The following is a 16,577-nucleotide window of genomic DNA, read 5'->3' as shown; positions in this document are numbered from 1 at the left end:
CTATCCAGACTAAACTTTAATGCACTACGCTAAACAGCCGGTTCCAACGAATCTTGTTGGCGGCGTTAGCTGGATTTGGGTCAATCGACATCCAGATAAAGACGGCTTTACCTACGATGTGGTCGGCGGGTACGAAACCCCAAAAGCGTGAATCAAGCGAGTTGTGGCGATTATCACCCATCATAAAGTAGTAATCCTGCTTGAAGGTGTACGATGTGATGGCTTTTCCTCCAACTGAAATGGATTTGTCGGTAACCTCTACATTTTCGTTGCCCTCGTATTTTTTGATAACGGTGCCATAGAGAGCGATCGCTTTTTCGTCGAGTTGTACCGTTACGCCTTCCTTGGGCACTGTGACAGGGCCAAAATTGTCAACCGTCCAGTTAAATTTTGTACCTGCATACAATTGCGAATAGGCTGGTGGCGTTTCGCCGGGCTCTTCGTCGTAAGGCGTCACCTTTTTAACCCAGTCGAGTGTTTTTAGCTTTTCGATTGTTTCAACAGTTGTGTTCAGTTTGTAGCCAACAACCTTATTGGTTCTCGATACTGAATCGAGCTGCTCGATCGGCTGCCAGTTAAAGGTGCTATTTGGGTAATCGTTGATAATCGCGTACTCCCGAAAAAACGCGTCGTCTAGATCACCTTTGGTTGTTTCTACAAAATACGACATCTGCGAGAAAGGTGGTACTTCAGCAGCTTTGCCGTTTACGAACACCTGCCGGTGACGTACCTCCAGCACATCGCCGGCAATACCCATACAGCGTTTGATGTAGTTCGTTTTCAGGTCAGTGGGATACTGATCTTCGGGCGGGAAGTTGAAGACTACAACGTCGCCGTTTTTCACGCTCGAAAAGCCGGGTAGACGAAACTGAGGCAGTTGAATCCAGTCGAGGTAAGAAGGAATTTCGGTACCCCAGATTTTCTGGTGGGTGAGCGGAACCTGCAACGGTGTTTTGGGGGTACGGGTACCGTAGTGGAACTTACTGACAAACAGGAAATCACCCACCATCAGGCTCCGCTCCATAGAGGGAGTAGGAATGGTGAAGGCTTCCATAAATAGCCAGCGGATAAGCGTTGCCGCTACGACCGCAAACAAAACAGAATCGAGCCACTCGCGAAGGGCTGATTTCTTCCTGACCGGTTTAGTGGCCTTCGTTGTTGTGTTGATTTCAGACACAGGAAATTGATGTTCTTGGTGCGTGATCAGTTGTTTGGGGCAAGTACCTGTTCCCGAACGCTGACCAACGAACTTTGTTTATTCGACAAAAATACAATCATTTGGCTGCAATCGCCCAACCGCCTGTCCGGTGGTTGGGGCTACTTGTCATTCTCCGAGCAGGTCGTCCATGCCGAAAATGCCTTTACGCGGGGCTAGCCACTCAGCCGCCACTACCGCACCAATCGCAAATCCCTGCCGACTGTGGGCCACGTGCGAAATCTCGATGCGATCTACCTCCGACTCAAACCGGACTACGTGGGTGCCAGGTACGTTGCCTTCGCGTACGGAATCGATCACAATAGCGTTAGCAACGTCTCCTTCAGCCGGTTTGTCGACTTCCGAAACGGCCCAACGGTTTTTGTGGGGCAGTTGATCCAGCAAACCCTCGGCCAGTGTGATGGCCGTACCCGAAGGAGCATCTTTCTTTTCAGTATGGTGCACCTCTGTCATCGACACCTGATAGGCCGGGTAATCGTGCATGAACTTAGCCAGCGTTTTGTTGAGTCTGAAAAATAGATTGACACCAATGCTGTAGTTCGATGCGTAGAAAAAAGCGCTGCCCCGCTCGCGCACAGCCGCCTCGATAGCCGCCCGCTGACTAAGCCAGCCGGTAGTACCGCAAACGACTGCCCAACCCCGCCCAATGCAATAGCGTAAATTATCGACAACCGATTCTGGCGAACTGAACTCAATAACGGCATCTACGGCATCGTCGGCAAGGGTGTCGAGGTCAGCGCGGTTGTTTAGGTCTATCCGACCCACGATCTGATGGCCACGGTCGAGGGCAATTTGTTCGATGGCTTTGCCCATTTTGCCATAACCGAGTAAAAGAATATTCATTGGTACTACTACGTGTTTTAAGGCTACTTTTTAAACGTCATGGTCAGCTTTACGCCTGGTGCAAAGCCCGTGGGCGATGGTATGACGGTAGGAGCGTATTTCATGGTGAGGCTGTCTGATAGATCGAACGTTTTCAGGTGGGCTGTAACATTAGCATCCACCACGTTCAGACCCCAGAATAGGGCTGTAAAGATAATATTGTAATCGCGCCAGCGCCGCCAGAAATCGGTACCCTGTTTCAACTGATTAAGGTCCAGTTCACGACCGTTTACGATGGCTACCTTATCCCTCGGGTCGGTGATAGGTAGTTGTGTGACTGGGTCTACCGTCATGGCTGAAGCGGTTCTATACCCAGTTAGGTATTCCTGATAGTTACCGGTATACGTGACGATGAAATACCCCAACGCGCCGAAACCAGCATAGATAATGGGGGCTTTCCATTTCTGGCCGTTGTAAATCTGTCCCAGACCCGGCATAGCCAGTGATAGCAGCGCCGCCCGCTTGGGAATGATCTTGCGGATTTCGGCGGTGGCTTTTTCGGAGAGTTGCACGGTATCAACCGCCACACTGTCGCCTTCATCAACCAGTAGGGAATCAACTAGTAGGGCAGCATTTTCGGTCGCCATTTCAGGGGTCAGTGTATCTGGAGCCGGTACACCGGGACGAATAATAGGGCGTTGCCGGGTGGTATCGGGCGTTTGGGCCAGCAACGTACCTGGCATAAAGACACCCAGCCACAACAGGAGGCAAAGAAGTAGACGTTCCTTATGGATATGTCTGGCGTGGATCTGCCCGAAGAAAAGAACCTTGTTTTTCACTTGTTTACCCGGTAATAACGCGACCGGCGCGAACGTTTGTAGCTAAGCTCGTAACGTAAACGCCGGTCGAAATGACACTGTATTGGTTCTTAAACTATGTTAAGCCGAATAGTTAAGCACGTTCAAAATGCGGTCGAGGTCTTCCTGCGAGGTGAATGGAATCTTGATTTCACCCGTATGCTTTTCATCGGCCTTGATGACCACTTTGCTGCCAAACATCGACGAGAGTTTGAATTGGAGACTGCGCATTTCCTGTTTGGGTAGCGTTGTCTTACGTATCGGCCCATTATCATCGGCCATGGAGAGGTTGCGTACTGCTTCTTCTACCTTTCGTACCGACCAGTCTTCCTCAATAATCTTGTTGAAAAGCTTGATCTGTGTCTCCGGGTTCTCGATGTTGATGATTGCCCTGGCGTGGCCCATCGAGATCCGGGTGTCGCGCAGAGATGCCTGGATGGCGGGGGGTAACTTCAGCAACCGGATGTAGTTGTTAACCGTTGTCCGGTTTTTTCCGACGCGCTCGCCCAATTCTTCCTGTTTCAGGCTGCATTCGGTGATTAGCCGCTGATAGGAGAGGGCAATTTCGATCGAGTTCAGGTTTTCACGCTGAATGTTTTCGATCAAGGCCATTTCCAGCATCTGCTGATCATTCGCCGTACGCACATAGGCTGGTATGTGCAACATGCCAATAATCTTGGACGCCTGCAATCGGCGTTCGCCCGAGATAAGCTGGTAATGGTCTTTGCCTAGTTGCCGTACCGTGATGGGCTGAATAATGCCCTGCACGCGGATAGAATCGGCCAGTTCGTTCAGGGCTTCTTCGTCGAACCGGGTACGTGGCTGGAACGGGTTTGTTTCGATCTGATCGAGCTGAATCTCGCACATGGTGCTGATCGACTCATAGGGCGAAGGTTTAGTCTGTTGCCGACCGTCGCTGTCTTGCAGCAAGGCACCAAGCCCCCGACCGAGGCCCATCATTTTATTGTTTTTTGGCGCACCCGCCTTCGCATTTGTCGTATTCATCGAAAATGAGTTCAAGGTCCAACCGTTCAATGTCTAAGGTTAGCCAACTGGGCTGATTTGGACTTTGGACTTTGGACATTAGACATTTAAACTGTCTCCTGTGGCATGAGGCCGTTTTTGACCAAAATTTCGCGGGCCAGGTTCAGGTAGCTGATTGCTCCTTTGCTGTCGGCATCCTGCGCCAGTACAGGTACCCCAAAACTAGGCGACTCACTCAACCGAATATTCCGGGGAATAATCGTGTGAAACACCATCTGCTGAAAATGCGAGGTCACCTCGCCCACTACCTGATTCGACAAACGTACCCGCAGATCGTACATCGTGAGCAGAATGCCTTCAATAGCCAGATCGGTGTTTAGCCGCGACTGAATGATCTTAATCGTGTTGAGTAGCTTACCGAGGCCTTCCAGCGCAAAGTATTCGCACTGTACCGGAATAATCACTGAATCGGCAGCGGTCAGGCTGTTGATGGTAATCAGGCCAAGTGAAGGTGAGCAGTCAACGATGATGAAATCATAATCATCGCGAATCTGATTCAGGGCCTCCTTCATTTTATCTTCCCGGCTTTGCAGGTTGATCATCTCAATTTCGGCACCTACCAGATCAATATGGGAGGGAAGCAGATCGAGATTAGGGAAGTCGGTCTGAATGATGGCATCGCGCGTCTGCACATCTTCAATCATGCACTCGTATATGCTATTCTCGATTTCCTTAGGGTTATATCCCAGCCCGGAGGTGGAGTTCGCCTGAGGATCAGCATCGACAATTAGCGTTCGAAATTCTAAAGCGGCCAGACTGGCAGCCAGGTTAATCGTTGTTGTGGTTTTACCGACGCCACCCTTTTGGTTGGCAATGGCAATAACTTTACCCATGGGTTTGTTCGTTGCAGTCCCAAAGATGCCGGAACCAAGTTAGCTTTCCAAGAAACGTTTCACGAAAATGTTTCACAATAAAAAGTTTCAGGTTTCAGGTTCCAGGTTTTAAGTGCATTGCTAAATGCCAACTCGCTGGTAAGCAGCGCACTTGAAACCTGAAACTTGAAACCTGAAACTTAATTTATGCCCACACCTTAGCGCCTTCGGTACAATTTTTACACATGTCGATCTCGGCCCGGTTCTGGATCAGTGTTTGGCGGAAACGGCGATAAGCGTCGCTGAACCACACTTCCCTGAAGCTGTGGTCCTGCAACGTACCCAACTGATGATCGGCGTCTTTATCGAAGCAACAGGGCACAATTCGGCCATCCCAGGTCATGACGCATGAATGCCACATGCGCCAGCAATGGTCGAGCAGGGCGTTTTTAATTCCGAATGTACCGTCGGGCTTTTGGGCGTAGCGGCTGTATTTTTCAATGGTCGGCATCAGGTCTGATCCTTGTTCGTAGTCGTAGATCTGAGCGGTTTTTAGTTTTACCTCATCCACGCCCAACTCGCGGGCCAATGCGTGCACCTCATCAATCTGATGTTGATTGGGCTTCACGACCAAAAACTGGAAAATTACGTGTGGTGTGGCTGATTTTAATTCTTTCTTCCACCGAATCAGATTTCGGGTGCCTTCCAGCACCTTGTTCAGGTTGCCACCCACCCGATACTGTTCATACACATCCTGCGAGGTGCCATCGATCGAAATAATTAACCGATCCAGGCCTGATTCAATGGTTTTGCGGGCGTTATCGTCGGTGAGGTAGTGGGCGTTGGTACTGGTGGCTGTGTAAATTTTACGGTCAGTCGCGTAACGGACCAACTCTAAAAAATTGGGATGCAGATAGGGCTCGCCCTGGAAATAGAAAATCAGATACAGTAGGGTGTCGTGCAACTCATCGATGGTTCGTTTAAACAGATCTACACCCAGCATGCCGGTAGGGCGGGTAAATGAACGTAGGCCACTAGGGCATTCGGGGCAGCGCAGGTTGCAGGAGGTCGTAGGTTCAACCGAGAGCGATACGGGCAGTCCTCGCTGATTGGGTTGACCCGACTGCCGGGAGGCGTAAAAGCTAGTTAGCACACGCACGGCATTGGCTATACGCCGGGGTGTAAGTTTGGCGGCAAAGTTCAGTCCGTCGCGGGTACGTCCCCAAAGAGATGAGCGTGTCATATACGTAAAGGTACAACCTGCCGGCTTGGGGGAAAACAAAGAAGGTATCCGCCAGAAGCAGATACCTTCAACGAGTACAACAAAACCACAGTCCGATGGGCCGTAGCCGAGGCCACGTACGAACACCTTAGCCTGTGGGTTTGTCGTTATATTTTAGTTCAGAGTTGAAGTGTTTAAGTAATCGCCTGAGCTGATAGAGTCAATCTCCGATTCAGCCGACGTGCCAGAAAAGTAAAAATCGTAATTAGGCGTCGATCAGGAACTCGTCGTGCTGACTGATGTCGAGACCTTCTTTTTCGTCGGCTTCTGAAACGCGCAGGGGCAGGATCAGGTCAGTTACTTTCAAAAGCAGCAGCGACATAACGAAAGCGAAGGCTGATACCGCTACCAGCGCGATCAGGTGGTTGGTGAACAGCTTGGTGAAGCCGTAGGCCAATCCTTCGTCAACAACGGCTGAGTTAACGCCTTTGCTAGCGAAAATACCGGTCATCAGCATACCAACCATACCGCCTACACCGTGGCAAGGGAATACATCGAGCGTATCGTCAAGCGTTGACTTAGAGCGCAGGTGAGCAACGAAGTTAGAAACCATCGAAGCGATTGTGCCAATGAAGATAGCTTGTGGGATGGTAACGAAACCGGCCGCAGGCGTGATGGCTACCAGACCAACTACCGCGCCGATTGAGAAACCAAGTGCCGACACTTTCTTGCCTTTGGCGGCATCGAACAATACCCAGCCCAAACCAGCCGAAGCAGCGGCCGTATTTGTAGTAGCAAAAGCGATAGCAGCCAGGGGAGAAGCACCAACGGCCGAACCGGCATTGAAACCAAACCAGCCAAACCACAGCAGACCCGTACCCAACAGCACATAAGGAATGTTGGCAGGTGGCAGGAAACTGGCGCTCACGTGACTCTTACGACGCTTCAGGTACAGCGCACCTGCCAACGCAGCCCAACCGGCCGACATGTGTACTACGGTTCCACCGGCAAAGTCAAGCACACCGAGTTTGAACAGGATTCCTTCTGGGTGCCATGTCCAGTGTGCTAATGGAGCGTAAACGAACAGGCTGAACAGGATCATGAAGAGCACGTATGACCGGAAGTTGATCCGCTCGGCCATTGAACCGGTGATGAGGGCAGGAGTGATAACGGCAAACTTCAGTTGAAAGAAAGCAAACACAACCAGTGGAATTGTTGCTGCCAGCGGCCACGGCTTACCGTCGAGTACGCCTTTGAACATCAGGAAAGTACGAGGATCACCAATGAAACCACCGATTGAATCACCGAAGGCCAGGCTGAAACCGCAAACTACCCAGATAATGCTGATCACACCCATAGCTACAAAACTCTGTAACATGGTAGAGATAACGTTCTTGTTGCTAACCATACCGCCGTAGAAATACGCCAGACCGGGCGTCATCAAGAGCACAAGGGCAGCAGCCATAAGCATCCAGGCGGTGTCGCCAGAGTTGATGCCTTCGGTCACGATGGTGGTAGGCACCGACGGGCTAAGTACGGCCCATAAGCTGATAGCCAGCAGAATGAGCAGTGGAATAATTGCGGGTTTTTGCATGACAGTTAACTGGTTTTGTTGTAAGAAAAATTGGTTATGTATTCGTCTGTTGGCTCAACACCAACAGACAAATAGCCTATTTTTTAGAACTTGAAGATGGCAGCCATACCCAGGGTTGCCTGGCTTTTGCTGAGTGAACCGTCGTTCATTTCAAACTTATCAGCTGAATATGAATCGATCCGTAGTTCTGGCTTTAGCAGCACATGGCCACCCGCCGAAATGATATTGCCGGTGAAGGTGATCGAGTTCACGCTGGCACCCATACCTGATGCGTCAAGCAAACCACGGGCTCCATCTTTGTTATCGAATGTTTCGTAACGAACGCCAAGGCCAAACTTATCGGTGAACGAGTAGTTTGAATACACCGCCACACCGCTCCAGCTTGCCGCTGTTGATGGACCACCGTATCCCTGGTAATCACCTTTCTGTGAGCCGATGGCTGCATTCAGGCCCAGGAAGAATTTAGAGGTCAACTGGTAGGTCGTTGTCAAATCGAAGAGTGAGTAGCTGGCATCGTCAGCTGGTACACCCGTCACATCGTCCGATGCTTCATTCGATACAATACCGTTCAGGTACACATTCCAGTTGGCGGCTGGTGAAATGAACAGCTGACCAATCAGTCCCTTCTTCTTATTGTTGTCGTACAGGTTATCCACGTTGTTTACCACACCGAGCATCAAATACGCTTTGTCGCTGAAGGAGTACTGAGCTTTCAGGCCGATGTGGTAGAAAGGACCGTTGTTAAACAGGTTCGACAGTGAGTAGTTGTAGTTTACTGGTGCGTCGATTACTTCGTAACCAATGTGTGTACCAAACTGACCTGCTGTGAACGACAGTTTTGGCGTAGCCTTTAAAGTAACGTAAGCCTGCTTAATTGCCAGGGCTGAAGAACCTGCTCCCAACGGACCAACGTAGTTACCGTAGTTGCCCAAGTCAGCAAAAGGGCCAATCGCCATATCCATCACGGCGTCTACTTTGTCGGCGGTATATACTGCTTTGGCCTGAATCAGACCGATACCGAACTGACCAGCACGCTGATCAAATGCCCGGGCAGTTCCCGACACGCCTTCACCATTCAAACCCAGGTTCGACTGGCTTTTGGGATTGTTAAAGTTGCCGAAATAGTAAGTATCGAGATAGCCTGAGAACGTAAACTTACCGGTATCTTCTCCTTCTGCTTTTGGGCTGGTTACTACTGCTGGAGCAACGGCTGGCTGAATGGCCAGAGGCTTATTTACACTAGTTGTATCTGTGGCATTGGCAGCTAAAGCTGAACTTGCTAAAAATGTAAGTAAAAATGATTTTTTCATGCTGTTTGTTTTGTTAGACTCGACGATGGTAGTAGTTAGGTTTCGTGCAAATTTTATCTAACAAAATGGCTGTTGCAAGGTTTTTGCCTTCGAATTTTAATGAAAATGGCCGTTAAATAGAAGATTCATTAAATATTGCTATTAAATAAAGGCAAAAGTACAGCCATATACTCACAATGATAAACCTTTTAACATATTCTGCGTTTTCTGAAAATTGCAGAATATTATACTGAACTTGAAATAAGCTAAAATCTTCTGGATTACAGTCAATCAGTAGCTGCACTGGCATTAAACAGAAGAAGCCCCGCTTAATGGCGGGGCTTCTTCTGTTTAATGCTTTGTTAATACCTGCTTAGTAGTGCTACCCTTGGTTAGACGAACACTACCAAACAGTTATCCTGGCATTCGCGGGTTTGTACATCTTATCGCCGGGTTGCACGTCAAAGGCGTTGTAAAAAGGGGTGAAATTCATCAGCGGTCCGTTTACGCGCCATTTTGCCGGCGAGTGCGGATTGGTGTTGACATACATGCCCATGTACGCATTTCGGGTTTTTACGCGCCATATCCGGGCAATTGAGATAAAGAACCGTTGGTCGGGGGTAAAACCATCCAGCTTCGTGGTGCTTTTACCCTGCTCAGTCATTTTAAAAGCATCGTAGGCAATGGCCACTCCGGCAATGTCAGCGGTGTTTTCGCCCACGGTCAGCGCTCCTTTTACGTGAACAGAATCGAGCACCGTAAACTGATTGTATTGATCAATCACTTGCTGGGTACGTCCCTTGAATTTTGTGTAGTCTGTTTTAGTCCACCAGTTGGTTACGTTGCCGTTCTTATCATACTGCGCGCCCTGATCATCGAAAGAGTGGGTGATTTCGTGACCAATTACCATACCGATACCACCGTAATTCAGCGCATCATCGGCATTCACGTCGAAATAAGGAGGCTGGAGGATGCCCGCCGGAAATACGATCTCATTGAGTGGAGGATTGTTGTATGCCGTTACTGTAGGCGGCGTTGTGCGCCATTCTGTTCTGTCGACGGGTTTACCAACCTTAGCCAAACTCTGGACGTAGTCGTTCTTGTTGGCCGATAAGCGGTTTTCAAAATAGGTATCTCTCTTTACGTCGACCTTTGAATAATCGCGCCATTTGTCGGGATAACCGATTTTCTCGGAGAACGCGTACAACTTCTCTTTGGCTCTGGTTTTGGTTGAATCACTCATCCAGTCCAGTTTATTGATCCGGGCTTCAAAGGCTTTTTTGAGATTGTCGACCAAAACTACCATGCGTTTCTTGGCTTCTTCTGGAAAATACTTTTTCACGTATAGCTGCGCCAAGGCTTCGCCCAGCGAACCATCAACTGCCTGCGTCATTTCCTCGGCCCTTGATTTCATGACTGCCTGTCCGGTCAGAATCTGGGTATAGGCAAACGATGCATCTACAAACGGTTGGCTTAGGTGATTGGCATAGTTGCTTAGGGTGTGGGCTTTCACATAGACTTTCCAGTCTTCAATGGCAATAGCCGTCAATAGCGTATTCAACTTGTCGTAATAAGCCGGTTGTGCCACGTTAACCGAATCAGCCTGAACGCCTAAATCAGCTAATAATGTAGCCCATTGCAGGGTTGGCTGTTTTTGCGCTAGTTCAGCGACGGCCAGTTTATTGTAGTTGGCCTTCACATCTCTACGCTCAATGTTGGTCCTGTGTGCGATGGCCAACTGTTTCTCGATGTCGTAAACAACAGCTGCGTTCTTCTGGGCAGCAGCCGCTTCAGTGCCTGTCAATTCAAAGAGGCGGGCAACAAAGTCCCTATATCCTTTTTGAACCAAGAGAGTCGACGGATCGGTCTTGATGTAATAATCTCGTTCGGGTAAGCCAATGCCGGTTTGGCTAAACTGAGCAATATTGATGGTGCTTCGCCGTGTATCAGGCCCCACATAAAAACCAATCATAGACCGGTTACCTACCTTTTGTTCTTCAGCAACCAGCTTCAACAGTGAAGAAACGTCCGAAACGGCATCAATACGGGTGAGCAGAGGCTTGATGGGGTCATACCCCCGTTTGTTAATAGCGGCGATATCCATACCGCTGGCGTAAAAATCACCTACCTGTTGTTCAAGGCTACCCTTCGGATGTTGACCCGCCGAAACGCTGTCGAGAATTGCCTGCAACCGTATGCGCTGCGGATAATTCATGAACGAGTAAGCCCCAACGCCTGCCTGACTTGCGGGTATCTGGGCGGTATCGCTCCATATACCGTTGGCATAGGTGAAAAAATCATCGCCCGGTTTTTTAGACGTGTCTATGCCTGTGACAACAACACGTTTAGCGTTGGGAACCGAGGCACGCTGACAGGCTCCTGCCAACAGCAGCGGTACAAAAAGATAGAGAAGTCTCTGCATGGGTTATTTTGTAAAGATGCTGTTAAGGAATAAAATCGTTCTATTGGCTTACTAAGCTACTTTGCAATGGACTCCGTCGAGCGACCGAAGTCCGTTGAGTAACGTATTCGCTGGTGCGACGCGCAACGACCGCGACAGTAAGCCAACTTCTACGCGCTCGTCATTATCCACTACTTTCATCAACAGGCTACACGTACCTGGATGGGCTTTTATCAGTTCATCGATGCGGGCAATCATGTGTTCGCTCAGGGAAGCAATGTCGAGGGTGATCAGTAATTCTTTGCATAGCTTCTCCCGAATTTCGCTGAGGTAGCGGATACTGGTTGGCTTAAACTCGAGTTGGTCGGAGTTCCACCGGTTTTGCGTTTTACCGGTCACGTGCAGGAATAAGCCCACTTCTACGTATTGCGCCATTCGGGCATAATCATCGCCAAACAGGGTCATCTCCATGGATCCCTGGTAATCTTCGAGCTTAAAAATCATGAAGGGGTTGCCGTTTTTGGCAATGCGCGTTTGCACGGCCGATACAATACCCCCGATCTTAATGTCTGGCGCGTTGGTTTCGTACACCTTGTCTAAGGTGCAGTTGCAAAAACCGTCGAGTTCAACCTGAAACTCGTCGAGTGGGTGGCCGGTGATGTAGAACCCAACTACGTCTTTTTCGTATTTCAGCTTTTCGATCTGGTTCCAGATCGGTACAAAGGGTGGCTTCGGCCGGGGCATGGCCACGTCGTTACCAGCTCCGCCACCAAATAGCGACACCTGAGCCGCCGCTTTTTCGGCGTGGTGTGTATTGGCGAATCGGATGATTTTTTCAATAAACGTGGCGTTCTCTCCCGCCGGTACCTCGAAATACTGGGCGCGGTGAACCTGTTCGTCCAGGGCATCGAACGCACCGGCATACGCCAGTGATTCAATGGTTTTCTTGTTAACCGTCCGAAGATTGACCCGGATAATGAAGTCGAAAATATCGGTGAAGGGTCCATTCTGGGTACGTTCGGCAATGATGTTTTCTACTGCTGCATCGCCTGATCCTTTGATGGCGCCCAGGCCAAACCGGATTTCGCCTTTTTTATTAACGCCAAATACCCGCTCCGATTCATTCACATCCGGGCCAAGCACCGGAATGTTGATGTTCTTACATTCTTCGAGGAAGAAGGTGATTTTTTCGATGTTGCCCAGGCAGGATGTCAATACCGCCGCCATGTATTCTGACCGGTAATGCGCTTTTAACCAGGCTGTTTGGTAGGCGACAAAGGCGTAGCAGGTCGAGTGCGATTTGTTGAAGGCATAAGACGCAAAGGCCTCCCAGTCGGTCCATACTTTACCGCAGGCTTTCAGCGGGAGTTTATTGGCTTCACAGCCGTCCATAAACTTGCCCTTCATCTTATCCAGCGTGGCGCGGTCTTTCTTACCCATCGCTTTCCGCAGCACGTCGGCGTCCCCTTTGGTGAAGTTGCCCAGCTTTTGCGATAGCAGCATCAATTGTTCCTGATACACGGTAATGCCGTACGTATCTGCCAGATATTCTTCCATCTCCGGCATGTCGTAGGTCACCGCTTCGCGCCCATGTTTCCGGTTGATGAAGTTTGGAATATACTGGATAGGGCCGGGGCGGTACAGGGCGTTCATGGCAATGAGGTCTTCAAAGCGGTCAGGCTTCAAATCCTTCATGTACTTTTTCATGCCGTCGGATTCAAACTGGAAAATCGCGTTTGTTTCTCCTCGCTGAAATAACTCGTACGGTTTCGGATCATCGAGCGGAATTTTGTCGATGTCGATAATGATGCCGTAGTTCTGCTTGATCAATCGCAGACATTCCTTGATGATGGTAAGGTTACGCAGACCCAGAAAGTCCATCTTAATAACCCCCGCATCTTCAATTACTTTTCCTTCATACTGGGTGATAATCAGGTTGGTATCTTTCGACGTAGAGACCGGCACGATGTCTGACAGATCGCTGGGGGCAATGATGATCCCCGCCGCGTGAACGCCCGTGTTGCGCACCGTTCCTTCGAGACGCCGCGCCTGTTGCAGTACGTTCTGCACCTTTTCGGTGTCGATCAGCTTCATGACGCGGCCTACCCCCTGATCGCCTGATTCGAGCGCCCGCATTTTCCTAACGTTTTCTACTTCGTCGGGCGAAATGATATTTGATAGCCCACCCGGCCCGTCGATCGGATCTTCAAAAATCCGCTTTAGGGTCATGTTGTAGGTTGGCTTGTCGGGCACGAGCTTGGCCAGGGCATTAGCGTCGTTGAGGGGCAAATCCATCACCCGCGACACGTCTTTGATGGCCGATTTAGCCGCCATAGTACCATACGTGACAATGGCCGCTACCTGCTGTTTCCCGTACTTGTCGACCACATAATCGATCACTTTCTGCCGGCCTTCATCATCAAAGTCCGTATCAATATCGGGCATCGACTTCCGGTCGGGGTTCAGAAACCGTTCGAACAGCAGGTTGTACTTAATGGGGTCAATGTTGGTAATGCCAATGCAGTAGGCCACCGCTGAACCCGCTGCCGAGCCACGTCCGGGCCCCACCATGACGCCAATGTCGCGCCCGGCTTTAATGAAGTCGGCCACGATGAGAAAGTAACCGGCAAAACCCATCGTTCGAATCGTGAACAACTCGAAATCAAGTCGTTCCTGCACTTCCTGTGATATGTCGACGTACCTGACTTTTGCCCCTTCGTAGGTCATGTGCTTCAGGTATTCCCACTGGTTCATGACATCATCGGCGTGCTGCTGAAACTCCTTCGGAATGGGGAAGTTGGGCAGCATGATGTCGCGTTTCAGCTTCAGCGTCTCCACCTTACCCACAATCTCGTTGGTGTTGTCGATGGCGTCGGGCATGTCTTTAAACAGCGTGGTCATCTCCTGCGTGTTCTTGAAATAGAACTGATCGCTGAAGAAGGCGAAACGCGTGTTTTTAGGCATCGCCTCATCGTCGCTGAATTCCTTCATCGACGGTGTGCTCTGCTTCTCGCCGGTGTTTACGCAAAGTAGAATATCATGCGCCACCCAGTCATCCTGATCCACATAGTGCGAATCGTTAGAGGCGATAACCTTGACGTTGTACTTCTTGGCAAACTTCACCAGCACCTCGTTGGCCTTAATCTGATCGGGAATCTCGTGGCGCTGCAGTTCCACATAGTAGTCTTCCCCGAACCGGTCGAGCCACCATTTGAATTCGATCTCGCCTGCTTCTTCCCCTTTTTTTAGAATTGTTTTCGGTACCATAGCACCGATGCAGCAGGTGGAAGCAATCAGTCCTTCCTTATACTGCTCGATGAGCGCTTTGGTAATGCGCGGATATTTGCCGTATAGGCCCTCCATGTAGCCTAGTGAGCAAAGTTTCACCAGGTTTTTGTAGCCTGTAGCGTTTTTAGCCAGCAGCAGTTGGTGGTACCGAACGTCTTTTTTCTCTTTGGTGAACTGCTTGACGTGGTGGTCTTCAACCACGTAAAATTCGCAGCCAACAATGGGTTTGATACCCTGCTTGGCGGCTTCGGCCACAAACTCGAACACGCCGAACATATTGCCGTGATCGGTGATGGCTACCGCAGGCATATTGTCTGCTTTAGCCTTCTTAATCAGCTTTTTAATGTCAGCCTGCCCATCAAGTAAGGAGTATTGGGTGTGGCAGTGGAGGTGTGAAAATTGCATTAACTATATATGTCTTTTCGGTTGCCTATTCGAACAACCTCTATGGAAAGAACTTGGTCCTCAATACTGTACACAATCCGATAATCACCGGAGCGGATTCGGTACAAGTTTTTAAAGCCTTTCAGCTTTTTACAATTGGTTGGGCGGGGTTCAATGGCGAGTGCGTTAACGGCTAACTGAATTCTGTCAATTACGTCTATTGGTAATTTGGCTAATTCCTTCTCCGCTGATTTAGCAATCGTGATGCTATAACTAGCCATTCTGCTTTTCGACGCGTATGCGATCAACGGCAGCGTTAAAATCTTCCCTTGGCTCGTTTCGCCTAGCTTCTGCCTCCAAACCGTCCAGGAAGTCTTCCAGTTCTTCGCCGTACGTTTGAATATCAATGACTACGGCTGTTCGTCGACCGCTGTCATCGGTTAAGAAATTAATGCCTTTCATCAGTTTAAACGTTTACGTGTCTGGTAAAGATAGCCAGAATCTCCTGATTGGATATCTGCCAAGAAATACGGGACAACCTTACAGCTTGACGTTCAACTGTTTGTTAACTTGGAAAAGCTGTATCCAAAATTACCTGCGCTTTTATGAGGTTTTCTATAGTTGACTCAGAATCTAAATTGTCTCCACTTAAAACCATATACTCTTTCCAGTAAGCAACTGTCATAGCTCGGCCGGTTCGCATATACTTGGGCCTTTCCACTCCACTCAAACCAAGTTGACGAGCAGCTTGCAGAATTAGTCTATTAGCCTCGTCCTGCGCCGTTTTCTGGTTTGCCGGATCAGTAACCTCAATTTTGAAGCACAGGATATTCTGTTCCAGTTGCAGGTAAGGCATATATGTCTTATTAGACTGAGGTTTGAAATACCACCAGTAACCGACAAAGCCGCCAGATGGGTTGGCTACGTACCCCCAGTTCGCTCCGTCGTCTTCCGAGGAACTGCTTAAAGTGGAACGCTGATCGTATAGAACCGTAAAGAAACCAACCCAATCATGGTACTCCCATTTGTCGACTGGTCTGATCGAAAACTGCTTTATCAGAAAGTCTACTTTTTGTAGATGGGCGAGGAAGTCGTCGTAAATGGCATTAGCTACACCCTGTTGCTTTCCCCGTTGCAACACGGCTAGAAAGTCGTGACGCAAGTACGTCTTGAATTTGCCAATTGTGTCAAATCTCGACTGGTACCCTGTTTTGAAGTACAAGGGCACCATTTGACTCACTCCATACCCAGCTTCTTGAACGATTTTGTAGTAACGATCCAACTGGCCTGAATGATTACTAGTATGGGTTTTATCCTCAACCAGAATCGCTAGTTTATCAGCTTTGTTCTTATTGATTTCAATAAGGATGTCCAGCTTCTCAAACTGAGGCTTAACGTTAACGGTCTCGATAGTAGACGGATTGAAGGTAGCATGCACTTTATGAATCATGTCTGCAACAAATGCTTGCCCTGTCTGATGAAGTATCGGGTCTACATGTTTCCATTTCGGATCAGCCCATTCGGCCAGCCAGCAGATAAAGGCATCTTGTGAAAGTTCACTGGTTGCGTAAGCAAATAGGTTGGGCTGAGTCTGGATGATCATGGTTTAGAATAATTGATATAGTGACTCCCTGAACAACTTCACGGC

The 16,577-nt window shown here is 49.3% G+C and carries 13 protein-coding genes; all 13 read right to left on the bottom strand.

Annotated elements, in window-relative coordinates; all coding sequences use genetic code 11:
- Window positions 1–16 precede the first annotated feature (16 nt).
- The gene (gene lepB / locus ACAW87_RS16870; protein ID WP_370724806.1) at window positions 17–1,177 is read right to left on the bottom strand and encodes a signal peptidase I; all 1,161 of its coding nucleotides are present in this window, start codon (window positions 1,175–1,177) and stop codon (window positions 17–19) included.
- A 147-nt stretch (window positions 1,178–1,324) separates the two neighbouring features.
- A complete protein-coding gene (gene dapB, locus ACAW87_RS16865) occupies window positions 1,325–2,059 on the bottom strand; it encodes a 4-hydroxy-tetrahydrodipicolinate reductase (RefSeq protein WP_370724805.1) in 735 nt (244 codons plus the stop codon).
- A 23-nt stretch (window positions 2,060–2,082) separates the two neighbouring features.
- A complete protein-coding gene (locus ACAW87_RS16860) occupies window positions 2,083–2,877 on the bottom strand; it encodes a DUF5683 domain-containing protein (RefSeq protein WP_370724804.1) in 795 nt (264 codons plus the stop codon).
- A 99-nt stretch (window positions 2,878–2,976) separates the two neighbouring features.
- Window positions 2,977–3,900 (bottom strand): ParB/RepB/Spo0J family partition protein, encoded by a 924-nt coding sequence (locus ACAW87_RS16855; protein WP_370724803.1) that lies wholly within the window; start codon window positions 3,898–3,900, stop codon window positions 2,977–2,979.
- An 86-nt stretch (window positions 3,901–3,986) separates the two neighbouring features.
- Entirely contained in the window at window positions 3,987–4,772 is a 786-nt protein-coding gene (locus ACAW87_RS16850; protein ID WP_370724802.1) for a ParA family protein, read from the bottom strand.
- Between the two features lie 184 nt (window positions 4,773–4,956).
- Window positions 4,957–5,994 carry a radical SAM protein gene (locus ACAW87_RS16845; RefSeq protein ID WP_370724801.1) on the bottom strand — a complete coding sequence of 346 codons (1,038 nt, stop codon included), beginning with the start codon at window positions 5,992–5,994 and terminating at the stop codon, window positions 4,957–4,959.
- 244 nt (window positions 5,995–6,238) lie between these two features.
- The gene (locus ACAW87_RS16840; protein ID WP_370724800.1) at window positions 6,239–7,567 is read right to left on the bottom strand and encodes an ammonium transporter; all 1,329 of its coding nucleotides are present in this window, start codon (window positions 7,565–7,567) and stop codon (window positions 6,239–6,241) included.
- An 83-nt stretch (window positions 7,568–7,650) separates the two neighbouring features.
- Window positions 7,651–8,877, bottom strand: a complete 1,227-nt coding sequence (locus ACAW87_RS16835) for a porin (RefSeq protein WP_370724799.1) — start codon at window positions 8,875–8,877, stop codon at window positions 7,651–7,653.
- Window positions 8,878–9,259: 382 nt separating this feature from the next.
- On the bottom strand, window positions 9,260–11,278 hold the full coding sequence (locus ACAW87_RS16830) for a M13 family metallopeptidase (protein WP_370724798.1): 2,019 nt from the start codon (window positions 11,276–11,278) through the stop codon (window positions 9,260–9,262).
- Between the two features lie 51 nt (window positions 11,279–11,329).
- Complete coding sequence (gene dnaE / locus ACAW87_RS16825; protein ID WP_370724797.1) at window positions 11,330–14,950, bottom strand: DNA polymerase III subunit alpha; 3,621 nt, start codon at window positions 14,948–14,950, stop codon at window positions 11,330–11,332.
- Complete coding sequence (locus ACAW87_RS16820) at window positions 14,950–15,210, bottom strand: type II toxin-antitoxin system RelE family toxin (RefSeq protein WP_370724796.1); 261 nt, start codon at window positions 15,208–15,210, stop codon at window positions 14,950–14,952. Before ACAW87_RS16820 ends, dnaE begins: the two co-directional genes overlap by 1 nt.
- Entirely contained in the window at window positions 15,203–15,391 is a 189-nt protein-coding gene (locus ACAW87_RS16815) for a hypothetical protein (RefSeq protein WP_370724795.1), read from the bottom strand. Before ACAW87_RS16815 ends, ACAW87_RS16820 begins: the two co-directional genes overlap by 8 nt.
- A gap of 103 nt (window positions 15,392–15,494) precedes the next feature.
- On the bottom strand, window positions 15,495–16,532 hold the full coding sequence (locus tag ACAW87_RS16810) for a hypothetical protein (protein ID WP_370724794.1): 1,038 nt from the start codon (window positions 16,530–16,532) through the stop codon (window positions 15,495–15,497).
- Window positions 16,533–16,577: the final 45 nt, after the last annotated feature.

Source organism: Fibrella aquatica (genome assembly GCF_041321135.1).
Taxonomy (GTDB): Bacteria; Bacteroidota; Bacteroidia; order Cytophagales; family Spirosomataceae; genus Fibrella; species Fibrella aquatica.
The sequence above is the reverse complement of the archived record's forward strand: the minus strand, read 5'-3'. Positions and strand labels throughout refer to the sequence as shown.